Origin of the sequence: Streptomyces sp. NPDC057694, assembly GCF_042799415.1 — a bacterium.
Taxonomy (GTDB): domain Bacteria; phylum Actinomycetota; class Actinomycetes; order Streptomycetales; family Streptomycetaceae; genus Streptomyces.
This window is the reverse complement of the sequence record NZ_JBHVIX010000010.1, coordinates 157309-176674: the sequence shown is the minus strand read 5'-3', so window position 1 is coordinate 176674 and position 19366 is coordinate 157309. Positions and strand designations below refer to the sequence as shown.

Genomic DNA, 19366 nt, shown 5'->3' with positions numbered 1-19366 from the left:
CACCATGACCACACGGACCGAACACCGCGACACCGCCTACGACGACCACGGCTACGAGGAACTCGAAGTACCGCTGCCCAAGGGCCTGTTGGTGCCCCGGGGCGCGGTGGAGGCCGCGCACGAGCGGGTGCTCACCGCGCTGTCCGCCGAGCACGACGAGCGTGCGCTGCGGGTGAGCGTCACCCCGCGGCACACCCTGCTGCTGCGCCACCGCCCCGAGCTGTACGACCGGGCCGCGGCCGAGCGGATCGCGGGCTATCACGTCACCGCCCTCACAGCCCCGCGCCGCCGGAACCTGCTCTCCGAGGCGGAACTCCGTTATCAGCTGCACGAGTTGGCGGGACCGTCCCGCACGCTGCCCGACCGGCGGGTGCACGAGCTGTTCGAGGAGCAGGCGGCCGGGCGGCCCGGGGACGTCGCCGCCGTGCACGGGGAGCGTCGGTGGACGTACGCCGAGCTCAACTCCCGCGCCAATCAGGTGGGCCGGGCCCTCCTGGCGCGCGGTCTGCGGCCCGAGGGGGTCGTCGCCGTGGTCCTCGACCGGGGCCTGGAGTGGATGGCCGCGGTGCTCGGCGTGCTCAAGGCGGGCGGGGTGTACCTGCCGGTCGAGCCGCACTTTCCCGAGGAACGGATCGCGGGGATGCTCGGCCGGGCGGACTGCTCACTCGTCGTCGCCGACACCCGGAGCCCGGCCGAGACCGAGAACCCGGCCGAGACCCAGGACCCGGACGACGCTCCGAGCCCGGTCCGGACCCTGTCCGTCGCGGACGCCTGCGCCGAAGGGCACTCCGACACCGATCTGGGTGTCCCCGTCGCCGCCTCGCAGCTCGCCTACATCTACTTCACGTCCGGCTCGACCGGCGAACCCAAGGGCGCGATGTGCGAGCACGCCGGGTTCCTCAACCACGTACTCGCCAAGATCACCGACCTGGACATCGGCGTCGGCGACGTGGTCGCCCAGACCGCGCCGCAGTGCTTCGACATCTCGCTGTGGCAGCTGGTCGCCGCACTCGTCGCGGGCGGCCGCACCTGCGTGATCGGGCAGGAGACGATCCTGGACGTGTCGCGGTTCGTGGAGACCGTCGAGCGCGCGCGGGTGAATGTGCTCCAGGTCGTGCCGTCCTACCTGGAGGCCGTGCTCGCCGAATGGGGGCAGCGGCCGCGCGAACTCCCCGATCTGCGCTGCGTGTCGGTGACCGGTGAGGCCGTCAAGGCCGAACTCGTACGGCGCTGGTTCACGGCCCGGCCCGGGGTGCGGCTCGTCAACGCGTACGGCCTGACGGAGACGTCGGACGACACCAACCACGAGGTGCTGGAGCGGGCCCCGGACGGGGACCGGGTGCCGCTCGGGCCGCCGGTCGCCAACGTGCGGGTCTACGTCGTCGACGAGGATCTGCTGCCCGTGCCGCTCGGCGCGCCCGGCGAGATCGTCTTCTCGGGGGTGTGCGTCGGGCGCGGCTACGTCAACGACCCGGAGCGCACGAAGGCGGCGTTCACCGAGGACCCCCACCGGCCGGGCGAGCGCCTGTACCGCAGCGGCGACCACGGACGCTGGCGGCCCGACGGGAAGCTGGAGTTCCTGGGGCGGCGCGACAACCAGGTGAAGATCCGCGGCTTCCGCGTCGAACTCGGCGAGATCGAGAACGCGCTGCTGCGGGTGGCCGGCGTCCGCGACGGCGCGGTGGTCGTGGTGCGCGGCACGCAACTGGCCGCGTTCTGCGCGGGAGGCCAACAGGTCGACGTGAAGGAGCAGTTGGCCGTCTCGCTGCCGCACTACATGGTTCCGTACGCGGTGCACTGGCGGGAGCGGCTGCCGCTGACCGGCAACGGCAAGATCGACCGCCGCGCGCTCACCGCGCTCGCCGAGCAGCTGGACGGCACGGCGGGCGACCCGCCCCGCACGGACGCCGAGCGCCGGGTCGCCGACGCCTGGGCCGACGTGCTCGGGGTGCCCGTCGGGGGCATTGGCCGCCACGACCACTTCTTCGATCTCGGCGGCACCTCGCTGGCCGCCGTGAAGCTCGCGATCGCCCTGGACCGGGTGGTCACCCTCAAGGACGTCACCCGGCAGCCGGTCCTCGCCGACCTCGCCGTCCTGCTCGACCGGGCATCCGGACCGGGCCACTGAACCAGGCAACAGAACCAGGCATCTGTACCGAGGCATCCGAAAGGAGCAGCACCCGCATGCCGCTCTCCAGCTCGACCCCGCACCTCCGTCTCTCACCCGGACAACCGCCTTTGCTGACAGCCGAGTTCGACGGTGATCCCGCCGACTGGGCGGCCCGGTGCCGTGACACCCTGCGGGCAGCCGTCGCCGAGCACGGGCATGTGCTCGTCCGCGGCCTCGGCCTGTCCGCTCCCGGCGCGGTGGCGGCCGTCTTCCGCGCCTGCGCCGACACCCTCATGTCCGACCCGGAACCCTTCGCGCCCCGGCGCACCTATGGAGAGGGCCTGTACTCGGCCACCAAGTGGCCCCCGAACCAGCAGATGTGCATGCACCACGAGGTGAGCTACGCCCTCGACTTCCCGGGCCTGATGCTCTTCGCCTGCCTGGAGGCGCCGACGAGCGGCGGCGCCACGGGTCTCGCCGACGCGGGCGCCGTCCTGGACACGCTCCCGGCCGATCTGGCCAAGCGGTTCGAGCAGGAGGGGTGGCTGCTCACGCGGACGTACCACGACGAGATCGGGGCGTCGCTCGCCGAGGCCTTCGGCACCGACGACCGGGACGCCGTCTCCGCGTACTGCCGTGCGCACGGCATCGACTTCGTGTGGCAGAGCGACGGTTCGCTGCGCACCCGGCAGCACCGCAGCGCCGTGCTGCGCCATCCGGCGGACGGCCGCCGGGTCTGGTTCAACCAGATCGCGTTCCTCAGCGAGTGGACGATGGAGCCGGAGGTCCGCGAGTACCTGGTCGAGGAGTACGGCCCGGACGGGCTGCCCTTCAACACCCTCTACGGCAACGGCGATCCGGTCGGCGAGGACGTCGTGCGCGTCCTGAACGAGGCGTACGCGGCGCACACCGTCCGGGTCGGCTGGCAGGCCGGCGATCTGCTGCTCGTCGACAACATCCGCACCGCGCACAGCCGCGAGCCGTTCGAGGGGCCGCGCGAGATGCTCGCCGCGCTGGCGGATCCGGTCCGGCTCGCCGACTGCGCGCCGACGGCCGGGGTGAGCGCATGACGCCCACCTTCGCCGTGGTCACCGGCGAGCAGGTCCAACAGGCCCTGGAGGGGCGGGAGCCGGAGATCGGGAAGCTGATCGAGGCGGTCTATCTGCTGCACGACACGGGCGGCACCGTGAACCCGCCCTCGTACTTCCTGCGCTTTCCCGACCGGCCGAAGGACCGCATCATCGCGCTGCCCGCCTCGCTCGGCGGTCCGCTGCGCGTGGACGGCCTGAAGTGGATCTCCAGTTTCCCGGAGAACACCGCGTCGGGGCTGCCCCGGGCCTCCGCCGTGCTGATCCTCAACGACCCGGACACCGGCTATCCGTACGCCTGTCTGGAGAGTTCGGTGATCAGCGCCACCAGGACCGCCGCCTCCGCCGCCCTCGCGGCCGACCGGCTCAGCCGTGACCGGGCCCGGCCGACACGGGCCGGGTTCATCGGGACCGGGCTCATCGCCCGCTACATCCACTCCCATCTCGTCGCCACCGGCTGGGAGTTCGAGGAGACAGGGGTCTACGACGTGGCGCCGGACAGCGCGGCCGGGTTCCGCGACTATCTCCAGCGGGCGGACACGAAGGGGAAGGTCACGGTGCACGACACCGCCGCCTCCCTCGTCCGCGGCCACGACCTGATCGTCTGTGCGACGGTCGCCGCGCGGCCGCATCTGCACGACCCGGCCTGGTTCGCCCACCACCCGCTGGTGCTGCACGTCTCACTGCGCGACCTCGCGCCGGAGATCCTGCTCGCGTCCGCCAACTACGTCGACGACGTCGAGCACTGTCTCAAGGCGGACACCTCGCCGCATCTGGCCGAACAGCTGACCGGAGGAAGGGAGTTCATCGACGGCACACTCGCCGACGTGCTCGCCGGGCGGTCCCGGGTCCCCGATGGCCGAACCGTGGTGTTCTCACCGTTCGGGCTGGGGGTACTCGACCTCGCCGTCGGCCGGTTCGTCCACGACGAAGTGGCCCGGAGGGGGCGGCTGCACGTGGTGGACGGCTTCTTCCACGAGCTGAGCCGCCACGGCTGACCCCACGTCGGCAGCACCTCAGCAGCACGACAGGAAAGGCAAGGGGGACATGAACAACGGGGGATTCGAGGAGAGGGGGGCGGGACGACATCATGCGTGTCATTGACGATCCCGCACAGTTCAACGAGGAGGGGCTCTTCGTCGACCTGCGGTCGACGCTCGATCTGCCGCTCTTCCTGAAGTGCGAAGGTTTCAACTTCGCAGGATCCATCAAAATGAAGGCCGCCACCGAGATGGTGAACGCCGCCGAGCGCGAAGGGCTGCTGCGGCCCGGCTCGATCCTGATCGAGTCGTCGTCGGGGAACCTGGGCGTGGCCCTGAGCGTCATCGCGGCGCATCGCGGCCACCGTTTCCTGTGCGTGACGGACGTGCGCTGCAACCAGCCCACGGTCCGGCTCATGCGGGCGCTCGGCGCCCAGGTACACGTGGTCCGTGAACCGACGGCCCACGGCGGTCTGCTGGGCGCCCGGAAGGCGTACGTACGGGCCCTGTGCGCGGCGGACGACCGCTACGTCTGGCTCGACCAGCACAGCAACCAGGGCAACTGGCGGGCGCACTACCGCACGACGGCCCCGGCCATCGCCCGCGGGTTCCCGCGGCTCGACGTCCTGTTCGTCGGGGCGGGCACCACGGGGACGCTGATGGGCTGTGCCCGCTGGTTCTGGCAGTGGCGGCGCCGGGTGCGCATCGTCGCCGTCGACAGCGTCGGCTCGGTCACCTTCGGCGGCCCGGCCGGACCCCGGCTCATTCCCGGGCTCGGGGCGGGCGTACGGCCGCCGCTGCTCGACACCTCGTACATCGACGACGTCGTCCACGTCGACGAGAGCGACGCGGTGCGGGTGTGCCGTCGGCTCGCGAGCCACGGCTTCCTGTTCGGCGGGTCGACCGGCACCGTGATCAGCGGCGCGGACCAGTGGCTGGCCCGGCACGGACGGCGCGGCATGACCGCGGTGGCGATCGCCCCGGACCTCGGTGAGCGCTATCTCGACACGGTGTACCGCGAGGGGTGGACACCCTCCGAGACCGCGCGGCACCCGGCCGAACCGGAGCCGGCGATGGCGCACATCGGCTGAGTGTGGTGGTGAAGCGTCCGGGTACGCCCGGGTAGGTTCCAGGACATGGCAGGCAGCACGCACACCGTGGGGAACCAGCCCCCGCCCCTGACGGGGCACGACGTCTTCACCACCGACCGGCCGCTCTCCGAGGGAGTGGCCCGTCATCTGGCGCCCGAACTCCTGGACGAGGCGCGCGCGGAGCTCACCCTGCTCGGCCGCACCGCCGGTTCGGCGCAGACCCAGGAGTGGGGCCGGCTCGCGAACGAGAATCCGCCGGTCCTGCGCACCCACGACCGCTACGGCCACCGGATCGACGAGGTGGAGTTCCATCCGTCCTGGCACCGTCTGCTGGGCAAGGGCGTCTCGGCCGGGCTGACGTCGGCCTGGACCAGGCCCGGGGGCCATCTGCGGCGTGCCGCGGCGTTCCTGGTCTGGTCCCAGGTCGAGGCCGGCCATCTGTGCCCGCTGTCGATGACGCACGCGGCGGTGCCCGCGCTGCGCGCGCAGCCGGACCTCGCCGCCCGCTGGGAGCCGCTGCTGACCTCCACCGTGTACGACTCCGGGCTGCGGCCCCCGGCGCACAAGGCCGGGGCGCTCTTCGGCATGGGGATGACGGAGAAGCAGGGCGGCAGCGACGTACGGGCGAACACCACGCGGGCCCTCGTCCGGGACGACGGCAGCTACGGGTTGACCGGCCACAAGTGGTTCTGCAGCGCGCCCATGTCGGACGGCTTCCTGGTCCTCGCGCAGGCCGCCGAGGGGCCGACGTGCTTCCTGGTGCCGCGCGTCCTGGAGGACGGCGGGCGGAACGTGTTCGCGATCCAGCGGCTGAAGGACAAGCTGGGCAACCGCTCCAACGCGTCGGCCGAGGTCGAGTTCGACGGGACGTGGGCGCGCCGGGTCGGTGACGAGGGGCGCGGGGTGCGCACCCTCATCGACATGGTCGCGGCGACCCGGCTCGACTGTGTACTGGGCTCGGCGGCCCTGATGCGGCAGGCGGTGGCGCAGGCCGTGCACCACTGCACGTACCGGGAGGCGTTCGGCGGCCGGCTGATCGACAAGCCGCTGATGCAGAACGTACTGGCCGATCTGGCCCTGGAGTCGGAGGCGGCGACGACGCTGGCGCTGCGGCTCGCGGCGGCGTACGACTCCGATGATCCGGCGGAGCGCGACCTCCTGCGGATCGCGGTGCCCGCCGCCAAGTACTGGGTCACCAAGCGCTGCACCCCGCTGGTGGCCGAGGCCCTCGAATGCCTGGGCGGCAACGGCTATGTGGAGGAGTCGGGGATGCCGCGGCTGCTGCGCGAGTCGCCGCTGAACTCGATCTGGGAGGGCTCGGGGAACGTCCAGGCGCTGGACGTGCTGCGGGTGCTGCGGAAGGAACCGCAGGCGTTCCACGCGTTCCTGGTGGAGATCGGCCGGGCGCGCGGCGCGGACCACCGGCTCGACGCCGCGGTGAAGGGGCTGCTGACCGAACTCGGCGACCTGGACGGCATCGAGGCACGGGCCCGCCGGCTGACGGAGCGGATCGCGCTCGTCCTCCAGGGTTCGCTGCTCGTCCGGTTCGCCCCGGCGGAGGTCGCGGACGTGTTCTGCGCGACGCGGCTGGGCGGGGACGCGGGCGCGGCGTTCGGCACGCTGCCGCACACGCTCGACCTGGGGGCGCTCGTGGAGCGGGCCCGGCCGGTCTGACCCGCGGCGGGAGACGGATACGGGGATGGTGCCGCGCCGACACGGCACCATCCCCGCCTTCAGAGGCCCCGTCAGGAGCTTGGGCGCCGCCTGAGCGGCGTTGATCCCAGTTTCAAACGCCGCACGGCTGTTCGCCAGGGTTGCAGGGGGTTGCAACGTTCCTTCTAAAGTCCGACCCTTGCCGTGGTTCGGGGGGCGCACGACGGCGTGGCTCTCCCGCGGACCGTCCGCAGCCCGCTTGCAGACCGAGGTTTCCGGCATGAAGAACGACTCCACGATCGATCTGGCGCGTCTGTCGGCGATGGACGTGACGCTCGCGTCGCGCCTGCTCAAGGGCGTCCGCGACGCCACGCTCTCCGGGCAGCGACCACCGGTGCGCCCACGGCCGGTGATCGGCGAGTCCTGGCGGCGGATGCTGCGCGACGGCGTCGATCCGGACCGCGATGTGCGCCGGGGGCTGCTGAGCGTCGACGAGATCGAGGAGCGGCGGCAGGCGTCGCCGCTGGTGCCGGTGCTGCCCGTGCTGCGGGAGGCGCTGGTGGCGGTGGCCGAGGCCGCGCAGCACATCATGGTCATCAGTGACGCGGACGGCCGGATCCTGTGGCGCGAGGGGCATCCGGCGGTGCTGCGCAAGGGCGACCGGCTCGGCTTCCAGGTGGGCGCGCACTGGGCGGAGCACGTCGTCGGGACGAACGGGGTCGGTACGCCGCTGGTGACCCGCCGCCCCGTCCAGGTGTTCTCCGCCGAGCACTTCGTGGAGTCGCACCACGCGTGGACGTGCACCGGGGCGCCGATCAAGGATCCGCGCGACGGGCGCGTGCTCGGTGTCGTGGACGTGAGCGGGCCGCTGGAGACCATGCATCCGGCAACGTTGTCGTGGGTGACGTCGGTGGCGCAGCTCGCCGAGGCGCGGCTGCGCGAGCGCCATGTCGCGGGTCTGGAGCGGCTGCGGTCGGTGGCCGCCCCGCTGCTCGCCCGCATGGCCGGCAGGGCGCTCGCCGTCGACGCGCACGGCTGGCCGGCGGCGGTGACCGGGATGCCGCTGCCCGAGCGGGTGGCGCTGCCCAAGTCCCTGGCGGAGGGCCGCTGCTGGATACCGTCGCTCGGCACCTGCCAGGTGACGCCGCTGGCCGGCGGCTGGCTGCTGCTCCCGGCGGAGAGCAGCCCGCAGCCGCTGACCGGGACCCGGATCACCCTCGACCTGAGCCGTCCGCGCCGCTCGTCGCTCCAGGTGACGGGCAGCGCGGCCTCCTGGGTCCACGAACTGAGCCCGCGACACGCCGAATTGCTGTACCTGCTGGCTCTTCAGCCGGACGGCCGCACCGCGGCGGGCCTGGCCGACGACCTGTTCGGCGACCCCGGGCGCACGGTGACGGTGCGCGCGGAGATGTCGCGGATCCGGCGCTATCTGGGCGGCCTGCTGGCGCATCGCCCGTACCGCTTCCAGGAGGACGCGGAGGTCGAGACGGTGCTGCCCGGCGATCCGCTGGACCTGCTGCCCCACTCGACGGCGCCCGCCGTCGTCAGGGCGCGGACTCCCGAGCGCTGACGGCCGCGACGTCGTCCGCGATCCGCCGGGCGGCCTCCTCGGGCGTGAGGCGGGTGGTGTCGACGACCTCGGCCTCCTCGTGCAGCCAGGTGCGGGCCGCCTCGGCATAGGGTTCGAGGTACTTGAGGCGGAACGCGGAGGGCCCCATGACCAGGTCCCCCTCGATGCGCCCGCGCAGCGTCTCCTGGTCGGCGTGGAGGACGTAGTGGTGCACGGGGATGCGGTGGCGCGCGAGCCCTGCGGCGATCTCCCGCCAGTACTCCTCGACCAGGACGGTCATCGGCATCACGAGCGTGCCGCCGGTGTAGTCGAGCACGTGCCGGGCGGTCTCGACCACGAGGGGGCGCCAGGGCGGCCAGTGCTGGAAGTTGTCCGTCGCGGACAGCGGCGGCGTGATGTCCATCAGGGTCTCGCCGACCTTCTCCGCGTCGAAGACCCGCGAGTCGGGAAGCAGCTGCTGCACGAGCCTGCTGGTCGTCGTCTTGCCCGCGCCGTGCGTTCCGTTGAGCCATACGATCATGGGCGCTCACGCTAGCTTTCCGGGGCGGTCGGGGAGAGACCTTGGCCGGAAGTCGTCCGTCGTGATCCGATGGCCGCATGAGCAGCAGCGACACCGCCACCGTGACCGTCACCACCTGGTCACTGGAGCAGACCTCACCCTCCGACCTGCGGCCCGCGACGCCGCCCGGGGGCGACGCCGTGCGCGTCGTGCGCGCCGAGGTGCCCTCCCCCGAGTTCAGCCGTTTCCTGTACGCGTCCGTGGGCGGCGACATCCACTGGATCGACCGGCTCGGCTGGACGTACGCCCAGTGGCAGGAGCAGCTCGGGCGCCCGGGGAGCGAGACCTGGGTCGCGTACGAGAACGGCACGCCCGCCGGGTTCGTGGAGCTCCAGACGCACGACGACGGCGTCGTGGAGATCGCCTACTTCGGGCTGATCCCGGCCTTCCGGGGGCGCCGGATCGGCGGGCACCTGCTGTCGTACGGGATTGCGCGGGCCTGGGACCTGGCCGAGCGGTGGCCCGGGCGGATGCCGACGAAGCGGGTGTGGGTGCACACGTGCAGCCTCGACGGGGAGCATGCCATGGCCAACTACCAGCGGCGCGGGTTCCGGCTGTTCAGGACCGAGGTCGCGGAGGAACCGGACGTGGCCACTCCGGGGCCGTGGCCCGGAGCCTGACACGGGGCACCGACCGCCCTTTTCGCGGCAATCCGGGCACCCGGAGCCACCCTTGACGTGACCAGAACCACACCTGTCCGCCATGTGGGACACATGCGTCCACATGGCGGACGATGGTGGACCGGGCCCAAAGTCCCGTGACACGCTTCCGTCATGTCTACAGCTGGAATCGCCTTGGTGAGTCGACGGCACGTCGACTTCGGCCGCATGTCCAGCGCCATCTGTCCGGCGCGCTGAGAGAACCAGCACCGCCGATTCCGCTTCACCCTTATCTCCCTTGCGCACCGCCGCGCCTTCGCGCGAAGTGTGCGGGTCAGAGCCGCCCTAAGCCCTGCCTTGAAGGACGTATCCATGGCTGCCACCCCTGAAAAGCCCACCACGGCCGCGCCCCGCCGCAAGGTGAGCCGTCACCGCGGCGAGGGCCAGTGGGCCGTGGGCCACCACACGCCTCTCAACGGCAACGAGCAGTTCAAGAAGGACGACGACGGTCTCAATGTGCGGACACGCATTGAGACGATTTACAGCAAGCGCGGATTCGACTCCATCGACCCCAATGATCTGCGCGGACGTATGCGCTGGTGGGGCCTCTACACCCAGCGCCGGCCCGGCATCGACGGCGGCAAGACCGCCGTCCTGGAGCCGGAGGAGCTGGACGACGAGTACTTCATGCTGCGCGTGCGCATCGACGGCGGGCGGCTGACCACCGAGCAGCTGCGGGTCGTCGGTGAGATCTCGCAGGAGTTCGCGCGCGGCACCGCCGACATCACCGACCGGCAGAACATCCAGTACCACTGGATCCGGATCGAGGACGTGCCCGAGATCTGGAACCGTCTGGAGGCCGTCGGCCTGTCGACGACCGAGGCCTGCGGTGACACGCCCCGCGTCATCCTCGGCTCGCCGGTCGCCGGGATCGCCGCCGACGAGATCATCGACGGCACCTCCGCCATCCACGAGATCCAGCGCCGCTTCATCGGCAACCCTGACTTCTCCAACCTGCCGCGCAAGTTCAAGTCCGCGATCTCCGGCTCCCCGCAGCTGGACGTGGCGCACGAGATCAACGACATCGCGTTCGTCGGGGTCGAGCACCCCGAGCACGGTCCCGGTTTCGACCTCTGGGTCGGCGGCGGCCTGTCCACCAACCCCAAGCTGGGCCAGCGGCTCGGCGCATGGGTGCCGCTGGACGAGGTCCCGGACGTGTACGGCGGGGTCATCGGCATCTTCCGTGACTACGGCTACCGGCGTCTGCGCACCCGCGCCCGCCTGAAGTTCCTGCTCGCCGACTGGGGCACCGAGAAGTTCCGCCAGATCCTGGAGGACGAGTACCTGAAGCGGAAGCTGGTCGACGGGCCCGCGCCGCAGCAGCCCGCCGGCACCTGGCGCGACCACCTCGGTGTACACCGGCAGAAGGACGGGCGTTTCTACGTCGGTTTCGCGCCGCGCGTCGGCCGGGTGGACGGCACGACCCTCACGAAGATCGCCGAGGTGGCAGGCGCGCACGGCTCCGGCCGGCTGCGCACCACCGCCGAGCAGAAGATGATCGTGCTCGACGTCGAGGAGGCGCAGGTCCCCTCGCTGGTCGCAGGCCTTGAGGCGCTGGACCTGAAGGTCAACGCCTCGCCGTTCCGGCGCGGCACCATGGCCTGCACCGGCATCGAGTTCTGCAAGCTCGCCATCGTCGAGACGAAGGCGCGCGGCGCCTCCCTCATCGACGAACTGGAGCGCCGCATCCCGGACTTCGACGAGCCGATCACCATCAACCTCAACGGCTGCCCGAACGCCTGCGCCCGCATCCAGGTCGCGGACATCGGTCTCAAGGGCCAGCTGATGCTCGACAAGGACGGCGAGCAGGTCGAGGGCTACCAGGTGCACCTCGGCGGCGCGCTCGGCCTGGAGGCCGGGTTCGGCCGCAAGGTGCGCGGCCTGAAGGTGACCGCGACCGAGCTGCCCGACTACGTGGAGCGGGTCCTCAAGCGCTTCCAGGCGGAGCGGGAGAGCGGCGAGCGGTTCGCCACGTGGGCGGGCCGCGCCTCCGAGGAGGCCCTGTCATGAGCGAGCGCGCGGCGCCTTTCTACTGCCCGTACTGCGGCGACGAGGACCTTCGGCCCAACGAAGAAGGTCACGGCGCGTGGGAATGCGGAGCGTGCAACCGAGCCTTCCAGTTGAAGTTCCTCGGGCTGCTGTCCCGGGGACTTCAGCGCAACGACGGTGGAGGGGAACAGATATGACCACGGCTCAGATCTCGTCGGACACCGAAGAGTTGAAGGCGCTCGCCGAGCAGGCCGGACGCGACCTGGAGGACGCCTCCGCCCTGGAGATCCTCCAGTGGGCGACGGCGACGTTCGGGAACAAGTTCTGCGTGACCTCGTCCATGGAGGACGCGGTCGTCGCCCACCTGGCCTCGCGCGCCCTGCCCGGCGTCGACGTCGTCTTCCTCGACACGGGCTACCACTTCGAGGAGACCATCGGCACGCGGGACGCCGTCGAGGCCGTGATGGACGTCAACGTCATCACCCTGACGCCCCGTCAGACGGTCGCGGAGCAGGACGCCGAGTTCGGCCCGAAGCTGCACGACCGCGATCCCGACCTGTGCTGCGCGATGCGGAAGCTGAAGCCTCTCGAGGAGGGGCTGACCAAGTACGCCGCGTGGGCCACCGGACTGCGCCGCGACGAGTCCCCCACCCGCGCGAACACGCCGGTCGTCGGCTGGGACGAGAAGCGGCAGAAGGTGAAGGTCTCGCCGATCGCCCGCTGGTCGCAGGACGACGTCGACGCCTACGTCACCGAGCACGGCGTGCTCACCAACCCGCTCCTGATGGACGGTTACGGGTCCGTGGGCTGCGCCCCGTGCACCCGCCGCCTCCTGGAGGGCGAGGACGCGCGCGCCGGGCGCTGGGCCGGGCGGGCGAAGACCGAGTGCGGAATCCACGGCTGACCCCCATGACCGCACCCCAGATTTTGGAGAAGCAAGTGACCGGAGCCACGATCTGGCTCACGGGTCTGCCGAGCGCCGGCAAGACCACCATCGCGTACGAGCTGGCGAACACGCTGCGCGCCGAGGGCCGACAGGTCGAGGTGCTGGACGGCGACGAGATCCGCGAATACCTCTCGGCGGGCCTCGGCTTCAGCCGCGAGGACCGCCACACGAATGTGCAGCGCATCGGCTTCCTGGCCGAACTCCTCGCCCGTAACGGCGTGTTGGCGCTCGTCCCGGTCATCGCCCCGTACGCGGACAGCCGCGAGGCGGTGCGCAAGCGCCATCAGGTGGGCGGCACCGCCTACTTGGAGGTGCACGTGGCCACTCCGGTCGACGTGTGCTCCGTACGCGACGTGAAGGGCCTGTACGCCAAGCAGGCCTCCGGTGAACTGAAGGGTCTCACCGGGGTGGACGACCCCTACGAGGCACCCGAATCGCCCGACCTGCGCATCGAGTCGCAGAACCAGACCGTGCAGGAGTCCGCGGCCGCCGTGCGCGTGCTGCTCACCGAAAGGGGTCTCGCCGCATGACGACCGCGCCCACTTCCTCCGTGTCCGAAGGGTCCTCCGACGGATCCGAGGAGACCGACAGCCCGTACGCCCTCAGCCACCTGGACGCCCTGGAGTCCGAGGCGGTGCACATCTTCCGCGAGGTCGCGGGCGAGTTCGAGAAGCCGGTGATCCTCTTCTCCGGCGGCAAGGACTCCATCGTCATGCTGCACCTGGCGCTGAAGGCCTTCGCCCCCGCGCCGGTCCCCTTCACGCTGCTGCACGTCGACACCGGGCACAACTTCCCCGAGGTCCTCGACTACCGCGACCGCGCGGTGCAGCGGCACGGACTGCGCCTGCACGTCGCCTCCGTGCAGGACTACATCGACCGCGGCCTCCTGCGCGAGCGCCCCGACGGCACCCGCAACCCGCTCCAGACCGTGCCCCTCACCGAGAAGATCCAGGCCGAGAAGTTCGACGCCGTCTTCGGCGGCGGCCGCCGCGACGAGGAGAAGGCCCGCGCCAAGGAACGCGTCTTCAGCCTGCGCGACGAGTTCTCGCAGTGGGACCCGCGCCGCCAGCGGCCCGAACTCTGGCAGCTCTACAACGGCCGCCACGCTCCCGGCGAGCACGTCCGCGTCTTCCCGCTCTCCAACTGGACCGAGCTCGACGTCTGGCAGTACATCGCCCGCGAGAACATCGAACTCCCCGAGATCTACTACGCGCACGAGCGGCCGGTGTTCAGCCGCAACGGCATGTGGCTGACCGCGGGCGAGTGGGGCGGTCCGAAGGAGGGCGAGACGGTCGAGACGCGGCTGATCCGCTACCGCACGGTCGGCGACATGTCCTGCACCGGAGCCGTCGACTCCGACGCCACGACCATCGAGAAGGTCATCGCCGAGATCGCCGCCTCCCGCCTCACCGAGCGGGGCGCCACCCGCGCCGACGACAAGATGTCCGAGGCCGCGATGGAAGACCGCAAGCGCGAAGGGTACTTCTAGACATGAGCACCACCCCCGCTGTTGAAGAGCTGGCCGGTCTGTCGGCCACCACCCTGCTGCGCTTCGCCACGGCCGGTTCCGTCGACGACGGCAAGTCCACGCTCGTGGGGCGGCTGCTGCACGACTCCAAGTCGGTCCTCACCGACCAGCTGGAGGCCGTCGAGCACGCCTCGCGTTCGCGCGGCGCCGCCGAGCCGGACCTCGCGCTGCTCACCGACGGACTGCGCGCCGAGCGCGAGCAGGGCATCACCATCGACGTCGCGTACCGCTACTTCGCGACCCCGCGGCGCCGGTTCATCCTGGCCGACACCCCGGGACACGTGCAGTACACGCGGAACATGGTCACCGGTGCCTCCACCGCCGACCTGGCCGTGGTGCTGGTCGACGCGCGCAACGGCGTCATCGAGCAGACCCGCCGGCACGCCGCCGTCGCCGCGCTCCTGCGCGTCCCGCACGTCGTCCTCGCGGTGAACAAGATGGACCTCGTCGACTACCGGGAGAGCGTCTTCGCGAAGATCGCCGAGGAGTTCACGGCGTACGCGGGCGATCTGGGCGTCCCGGAGATCACCGCCATCCCGATCTCGGCGCTGGCCGGCGACAACGTCGTGGAGCCGTCCGCCAACATGGACTGGTACGGCGGCCCGACGGTCCTCGAACACCTGGAGACCGTGCCGGTCAGCCACGACCTCACGAGCTGCCAGGCACGCCTTCCCGTGCAGTACGTGATCCGTCCGCAGACCGCCGAGCACCCCGACTACCGGGGCTACGCGGGCCAGATCGCGGCCGGTACCTTCCGCGTCGGCGAGTCCGTGACCGTACTGCCGTCCGGGCGTACGTCGAAGGTCGTCGGCATCGACCTGCTGGGCACGCCGGTCGACGTCGCGTGGACGCCGCAGTCGATCACCCTCCTCCTGGAGGACGACATCGACGTCTCGCGCGGCGATCTGATCGTGCCGAGCCATGACGCGCCCGCCACCTCGCAGGACGTCGAGGCGACCGTCTGCCACGTCGCCGACACCCCGCTCGCCGTCGGCCAGCGGGTGCTGCTCAAGCACACCACGCGCACGGTGAAGGCGATCGTCAAGGAGATCCCGTCGCGGCTCACGCTCGACGACCTCTCCCAGCACCCCTCCCCCGGTCAGCTCGTCGCCAACGACATCGGCCGGGTGAAGGTGCGGCTCTCCGAGGCGCTCGCCATCGACACGTACGCCGACTCGCGGCGCACCGGTTCGTTCCTGTTGATCGACCCGGCGGACGGCACCACACTCGCCGCCGGTATGGCCGGAGAGTCGTTCGCGACCGCCGAGGCCACCAATTCCGTTGCAGACGAAGACGGTTGGGACTTCTGATCACCATGATCTCCATCGACTACTACGGGACGTTCGCCAAGGAGGGCGGCCGCGTCGGCAGCGGCTCCCTCGGCAGCGGGCAGGGCGGGGTCGCGCGATGTGCGTGAAGACGTACGCGCACTGCTTGCGCGCCCTCACCCCCCACAGCCCGCACGTCCGTAGACGAAGACCAGTCGATCTCCCGGCCACGCCCTGACGCGTGACCCGCCGGGCCTACGAGAGGAACACCTCCCGTGCCTGCCAGCCGCTCCACCCTCGCGCGACGCTCCGTAGCAGCCGTCGCCGCCCTGCCGCTCCTCGCGCTCACCGCGACGGCGTGCAGCTACGGCTCCGACGCCGACGACAGCTCCCAGACCAAGGTCGCCGCGAAGGGCAAGGCTCTCTCCGCCGACACCGTCAAGATCGGCTATTTCGGGAACCTGACCCACGGCACGGCTCTCGTGGGCAACCAGAAGGGCTTCTTCCAGAAGGAGCTCAAGGGGACGAAGGCCTCCTACCAGGTCTTCAACGCCGGCCCCTCGGAGATCGAGGCGCTGAACGCCGGATCCATCGACATCGGCTGGATCGGCCCCTCCCCCTCGATCAACGGCTACACCAAGTCGAAGGGCAAGTCGCTCCGCATCATCGGCGGCAGCGCCTCCGGCGGTGTGAAGCTCGTCGTCGACCCCAAGAAGATCAAGTCCCTGGACGACGTCAAGGGCAAGAAGATCGCCACCCCGCAGCTCGGCAACACGCAGGACGTCGCGTTCCTGAACTGGATCGCCGAGAAGGGCTGGAAGGTCGACGCGAACTCCGGCAAGGGCGATGTCTCCGTCGTCCGCACGGACAACAAGATCACCCCCGACGCCTTCAAGTCCGGCTCCATCGACGGCGCCTGGGTGCCGGAGCCGACCGCGTCCAAGCTGGTCGCCGAGGGCGGCAAGGTGCTGCTCGACGAGTCCGACCTGTGGCCCGACAAGAAGTTCGTGATCACGAACATCATCGTGTCGCAGAAGTTCCTCAAGGCCCACCCGGACGTCGTCGAGGCCGTGCTGCGCGGCTCGGTGAAGACCAACAAGTGGATCAACGCCAACCCCGACGAGGCGAAGGCCGCCGCGAACAAGCAGCTGGAGACCGACTCCGGCAAGGCGCTTCCGGCGAACGTGCTCGACCCGGCCTGGAAGTCCATCGAGTTCACCGACGACCCGCTGGCCTCGACCCTCGACACCGAGGCGGACCACGCGGTCAAGGCGGGCCTGCTGGAGAAGCCCGACCTCGACGGCATCTACGACCTGGCGCCCCTGAACAAGATCCTCAAGGCCGAGGGCGCCTCCGCGGTCGACGCCGCCGGTCTCGGCACCGAGTAACCGTCCTGCCCCACCGAGTTCCCAGGAGGTGACGACCATGGCGACCACCCTCGCCAAGACGGCGGCCGGCTCCGCCGTCGGCACGGGCGGCACGGCGGCCCGTATCGAGCACGTATCGAAGTCCTTCGGCACACCGGCCGGGTCCCAGCTCGTCCTGGACGACATCAGTCTCGATGTCGCTCCGGGCGAGTTCGTCACCCTCCTGGGGGCCTCGGGCTGCGGCAAGTCGACCCTGCTCAACCTGGTCGCGGGGCTCGACGCCCCGTCGGCCGGCTCCATCACGACGGACGGGCGGCCCGCCCTGATGTTCCAGGAGCACGCCCTGTTCCCGTGGCTGACCGCGGGCAAGAACATCGAACTGGCCCTGAAACTGCGGGGCGTGGCGAAGTCCGAGCGGCGCGCCCGCGCCCAGGAACTGCTCGAACTGGTCCGGTTGCAGGACGCGTACGGCAAGCGCGTCCACGAGCTGTCGGGCGGGATGCGCCAGCGCGTCGCGCTGGCCCGGGCCCTGGCCCAGGACGCCCGACTGCTGCTGATGGACGAGCCGTTCGCCGCGCTCGACGCCATCACCCGCGACGTACTGCACGGCGAACTGACCCGGATCTGGAAGGAGACGAACGTCTCCGTCCTGTTCGTCACCCACAACGTGCGCGAGGCGGTGCGGCTCGCGCAGCGCGTCGTGCTCCTGTCGTCCCGGCCCGGCCGGATCGCCCACGAGTGGACCGTGGACATCGAGCAGCCGCGCCGCATCGAGGACACGGCCGTGGCCGAGCTCTCCGTCGAGATCACCGAACAACTCCGGGGGGAGATCCGCCGCCATGGCAAGGACTGAACCGACGGCCGTCGTCGACAAGACCGACGAGACAGGCACACCGGCAGACGCCGTCCGCGCGGACGACCTCGCCGGGCTCGAAGCGGGCCTGGACGCACTGGAGACGGTGCAGTCGGGGCGCACGCCGTTCTCGAGGACGTTCCGCGAGAAGATCCTGCCGCCGCTGACCGCGGTCGTCGTGGTCCTGGTGGTCTGGCAGGCGCTGATCTCCTTCAAGATCGTCGACGATCCGACGAAGCTGCCCGCGCCGTCGGACGTCTGGGCCGAGGTCCAGAACGCCTGGCTCAAGGGCGAGTTGCTGGGCTACATCTGGACGAGCGTCTCGCGCGGTCTGCTGGGCTTCGTCTTCGCGCTCGTCATCGGCACCCCGCTGGGTCTGCTGGTGGCCCGCGTGAAGTTCGTCCGCGCGGCGATCGGCCCGATCCTGTCCGGTCTTCAGTCGCTGCCGTCGGTGGCGTGGGTGCCGCCCGCGGTGCTCTGGCTGGGCCTGGACAACTCGATGATGTACGCGGTGATCCTGCTGGGCGCGGTCCCCTCGATCGCGAACGGCCTGGTCTCCGGTGTCGACCAGGTGCCCCCGCTGTTCCTGCGGGCGGGCCGCACGCTCGGCGCGACCGGGGTACGCGGCCTGTGGCACATCGTGCTCCCGGCGGCGCTGCCCGGCTATCTCGCGGGGCTCAAGCAGGGTTGGGCGTTCTCCTGGCGCTCGCTGATGGCGGCGGAGATCATCGCGTCCTCACCCGACCTGGGTGTGGGCCTCGGCCAGCTCCTGGAGAACGGCCGCAACGCCTCGTCCATGCCGATGGTGTTCCTCGCCATCTTCCTCATCCTGATCGTCGGTATCGTCATCGACCTGTTGATCTTCAGCCCGCTGGAGCGTCGCGTGCTGCGCGGTCGCGGCCTCCTCGTCAAGAACTGAGCAGCCCGTCATGCACCACTCCACCCCTTCCCCCGTCCTGCTGGTCATCGCCCACGGCAGCCGCGACCCGCGGCACGCCGCGACCGTGCACGCCCTCGTGCGCGAGGCGCGGGCGCAGCGGCCGGGGGTGCGGGTGGAGACCGCGTTCCTGGACTTCAACGTCCCCTCGGTGAGCGGGGTCCTGGAGTCCCTGGCGGCGGAGGGCGTCCGCGACGTGGTCGCCCTTCCGCTGCTGCTCACCCGCGCCTTCCACGCGAAGGCCGACATCCCCGCGGTACTGCGCGAGGCCCCGCGGGGCCTGCGCATCCGCCAGGCCGACGTCCTCGGCCCGTCACCGCTGCTGGTGTCGGCCCTGGAACGCCGCCTGTACGAGGCCGGGCTCAGCCCGGCCGACAAGCCCACGACCGGGGTCGTCCTGGCCTCGGCGGGCTCCAGTGACCCGGAGGCGATCGCAGTGATCGCAGAAATCGCGCGGGAGTGGCGGCACACCGGTTGGTGCGCCGTGCGGCCTGCTTTCGCCTCCGCATCTCTGCCGCGCACGGAGGACGCCGTGCGCGAACTGCGGGCCCTCGGCTGCGAGCGTGTCGCCGTGGCGCCCTACGTGCTGGCCCCCGGCCGGCTGCCGGACCGGATCGCGGCGGGCGCCGCCGACGCTGATGTCCTGGGCGGGGTGCTCGGCGCCGCGCCGGAGGTGGCCCGGGTGCTCCTGCGGCGCTACGACGACGCGGCCGCGACCGTACGGGAGTTGCTGGCCGTCGGCGCCTGAACCGACAGCCTGCCCCGGCC

At 71.1% G+C, this 19366-nt stretch carries 18 protein-coding genes; 17 read left to right on the top strand and 1 reads right to left on the bottom strand.

The window, feature by feature from the left end; all coding sequences use genetic code 11:
• Window positions 1-4: 4 nt before the first annotated feature.
• The 6 genes from ACFVDP_RS22880 to ACFVDP_RS22855 all read left to right on the top strand — a co-directional run bounded on the left by ACFVDP_RS22880 (window position 5) and on the right by ACFVDP_RS22855 (window position 8492).
• A complete protein-coding gene (locus ACFVDP_RS22880) occupies window positions 5-2128 on the top strand; it encodes an amino acid adenylation domain-containing protein (RefSeq protein ID WP_383492376.1) in 2124 nt (707 codons plus the stop codon).
• 56 nt (window positions 2129-2184) lie between these two features.
• Entirely contained in the window at window positions 2185-3180 is a 996-nt protein-coding gene (locus ACFVDP_RS22875) for a TauD/TfdA family dioxygenase (protein WP_383492373.1), read from the top strand.
• Entirely contained in the window at window positions 3177-4196 is a 1020-nt protein-coding gene (gene sbnB, locus ACFVDP_RS22870; RefSeq protein WP_383492370.1) for a 2,3-diaminopropionate biosynthesis protein SbnB, read from the top strand. The genes ACFVDP_RS22875 and sbnB overlap by 4 nt, the downstream gene beginning before the upstream one ends.
• 92 nt (window positions 4197-4288) lie before the next feature.
• Window positions 4289-5269, top strand: a complete 981-nt coding sequence (sbnA, locus tag ACFVDP_RS22865) for a 2,3-diaminopropionate biosynthesis protein SbnA (protein WP_383492367.1) — start codon at window positions 4289-4291, stop codon at window positions 5267-5269.
• Between the two features lie 45 nt (window positions 5270-5314).
• The gene (locus tag ACFVDP_RS22860) at window positions 5315-6943 is read left to right on the top strand and encodes an acyl-CoA dehydrogenase family protein (protein WP_383492364.1); all 1629 of its coding nucleotides are present in this window, start codon (window positions 5315-5317) and stop codon (window positions 6941-6943) included.
• Between the two features lie 259 nt (window positions 6944-7202).
• Window positions 7203-8492 (top strand): GAF domain-containing protein, encoded by a 1290-nt coding sequence (locus ACFVDP_RS22855; protein WP_383492361.1) that lies wholly within the window; start codon window positions 7203-7205, stop codon window positions 8490-8492.
• On the opposite strand, the gene ACFVDP_RS22850 is transcribed toward ACFVDP_RS22855, so the two are convergent.
• A complete protein-coding gene (locus tag ACFVDP_RS22850) occupies window positions 8467-9012 on the bottom strand; it encodes an AAA family ATPase (protein WP_383492359.1) in 546 nt (181 codons plus the stop codon). The two genes, ACFVDP_RS22855 and ACFVDP_RS22850, sit on opposite strands and share 26 nt — an antisense overlap.
• A gap of 77 nt (window positions 9013-9089) precedes the next feature.
• On the opposite strand from ACFVDP_RS22850, the gene ACFVDP_RS22845 reads away from it, so the two are divergent.
• From ACFVDP_RS22845 to ACFVDP_RS22795, 11 genes are all read left to right on the top strand, one after another.
• Entirely contained in the window at window positions 9090-9671 is a 582-nt protein-coding gene (locus ACFVDP_RS22845; protein WP_383492356.1) for a GNAT family N-acetyltransferase, read from the top strand.
• Window positions 9672-10022: 351 nt separating this feature from the next.
• The gene (locus ACFVDP_RS22840; protein WP_383492353.1) at window positions 10023-11720 is read left to right on the top strand and encodes a nitrite/sulfite reductase; all 1698 of its coding nucleotides are present in this window, start codon (window positions 10023-10025) and stop codon (window positions 11718-11720) included.
• Entirely contained in the window at window positions 11717-11896 is a 180-nt protein-coding gene (locus ACFVDP_RS22835; RefSeq protein ID WP_383492350.1) for a hypothetical protein, read from the top strand. Before ACFVDP_RS22840 ends, ACFVDP_RS22835 begins: the two co-directional genes overlap by 4 nt.
• On the top strand, window positions 11893-12603 hold the full coding sequence (locus ACFVDP_RS22830) for a phosphoadenylyl-sulfate reductase (RefSeq protein ID WP_383492347.1): 711 nt from the start codon (window positions 11893-11895) through the stop codon (window positions 12601-12603). The genes ACFVDP_RS22835 and ACFVDP_RS22830 overlap by 4 nt, the downstream gene beginning before the upstream one ends.
• A 5-nt stretch (window positions 12604-12608) precedes the next feature.
• The gene (cysC, locus tag ACFVDP_RS22825) at window positions 12609-13175 is read left to right on the top strand and encodes an adenylyl-sulfate kinase (RefSeq protein ID WP_383492344.1); all 567 of its coding nucleotides are present in this window, start codon (window positions 12609-12611) and stop codon (window positions 13173-13175) included.
• Window positions 13172-14134, top strand: coding sequence for a sulfate adenylyltransferase subunit CysD (gene cysD / locus ACFVDP_RS22820; protein WP_383492341.1), 963 nt, complete (start codon window positions 13172-13174; stop codon window positions 14132-14134). The genes cysC and cysD overlap by 4 nt, the downstream gene beginning before the upstream one ends.
• A 2-nt stretch (window positions 14135-14136) precedes the next feature.
• Window positions 14137-15483, top strand: a complete 1347-nt coding sequence (locus ACFVDP_RS22815) for a sulfate adenylyltransferase subunit 1 (protein WP_383492338.1) — start codon at window positions 14137-14139, stop codon at window positions 15481-15483.
• Between the two features lie 233 nt (window positions 15484-15716).
• Entirely contained in the window at window positions 15717-16829 is a 1113-nt protein-coding gene (locus ACFVDP_RS22810; protein WP_383492335.1) for an aliphatic sulfonate ABC transporter substrate-binding protein, read from the top strand.
• Window positions 16830-16866: 37 nt separating this feature from the next.
• Window positions 16867-17661: an ABC transporter ATP-binding protein gene (locus ACFVDP_RS22805; RefSeq protein ID WP_383492333.1), complete on the top strand. Its 795-nt coding sequence runs from the start codon at window positions 16867-16869 to the stop codon at window positions 17659-17661.
• Window positions 17648-18580: an ABC transporter permease gene (locus ACFVDP_RS22800; RefSeq protein ID WP_383492330.1), complete on the top strand. Its 933-nt coding sequence runs from the start codon at window positions 17648-17650 to the stop codon at window positions 18578-18580. Before ACFVDP_RS22805 ends, ACFVDP_RS22800 begins: the two co-directional genes overlap by 14 nt.
• A 10-nt stretch (window positions 18581-18590) precedes the next feature.
• Window positions 18591-19346 (top strand): sirohydrochlorin chelatase, encoded by a 756-nt coding sequence (locus ACFVDP_RS22795; protein WP_383492327.1) that lies wholly within the window; start codon window positions 18591-18593, stop codon window positions 19344-19346.
• Window positions 19347-19366 lie beyond the last annotated feature (20 nt).

Bases quoted from the DNA above. Each gene is read 5' to 3' on its own strand.
- ACFVDP_RS22880 (WP_383492376.1), top strand. From the start codon at position 5: ATGACCACACGGACCGAACACCGCGACACCGCCTACGACGACCACGGC.
- ACFVDP_RS22875 (WP_383492373.1), top strand. From the start codon at position 2,185: ATGCCGCTCTCCAGCTCGACCCCGCACCTCCGTCTCTCACCCGGACAA.
- sbnB (WP_383492370.1), top strand. From the start codon at position 3,177: ATGACGCCCACCTTCGCCGTGGTCACCGGCGAGCAGGTCCAACAGGCC.
- sbnA (WP_383492367.1), top strand. From the start codon at position 4,289: ATGCGTGTCATTGACGATCCCGCACAGTTCAACGAGGAGGGGCTCTTC.
- ACFVDP_RS22860 (WP_383492364.1), top strand. From the start codon at position 5,315: ATGGCAGGCAGCACGCACACCGTGGGGAACCAGCCCCCGCCCCTGACG.
- ACFVDP_RS22855 (WP_383492361.1), top strand. From the start codon at position 7,203: ATGAAGAACGACTCCACGATCGATCTGGCGCGTCTGTCGGCGATGGAC.
- ACFVDP_RS22850 (WP_383492359.1), bottom strand. From the start codon at position 9,012: ATGATCGTATGGCTCAACGGAACGCACGGCGCGGGCAAGACGACGACC.
- ACFVDP_RS22845 (WP_383492356.1), top strand. From the start codon at position 9,090: ATGAGCAGCAGCGACACCGCCACCGTGACCGTCACCACCTGGTCACTG.
- ACFVDP_RS22840 (WP_383492353.1), top strand. From the start codon at position 10,023: ATGGCTGCCACCCCTGAAAAGCCCACCACGGCCGCGCCCCGCCGCAAG.
- ACFVDP_RS22835 (WP_383492350.1), top strand. From the start codon at position 11,717: ATGAGCGAGCGCGCGGCGCCTTTCTACTGCCCGTACTGCGGCGACGAG.
- ACFVDP_RS22830 (WP_383492347.1), top strand. From the start codon at position 11,893: ATGACCACGGCTCAGATCTCGTCGGACACCGAAGAGTTGAAGGCGCTC.
- cysC (WP_383492344.1), top strand. From the start codon at position 12,609: ATGACCGCACCCCAGATTTTGGAGAAGCAAGTGACCGGAGCCACGATC.
- cysD (WP_383492341.1), top strand. From the start codon at position 13,172: ATGACGACCGCGCCCACTTCCTCCGTGTCCGAAGGGTCCTCCGACGGA.
- ACFVDP_RS22815 (WP_383492338.1), top strand. From the start codon at position 14,137: ATGAGCACCACCCCCGCTGTTGAAGAGCTGGCCGGTCTGTCGGCCACC.
- ACFVDP_RS22805 (WP_383492333.1), top strand. From the start codon at position 16,867: ATGGCGACCACCCTCGCCAAGACGGCGGCCGGCTCCGCCGTCGGCACG.
- ACFVDP_RS22800 (WP_383492330.1), top strand. From the start codon at position 17,648: ATGGCAAGGACTGAACCGACGGCCGTCGTCGACAAGACCGACGAGACA.
- ACFVDP_RS22795 (WP_383492327.1), top strand. From the start codon at position 18,591: ATGCACCACTCCACCCCTTCCCCCGTCCTGCTGGTCATCGCCCACGGC.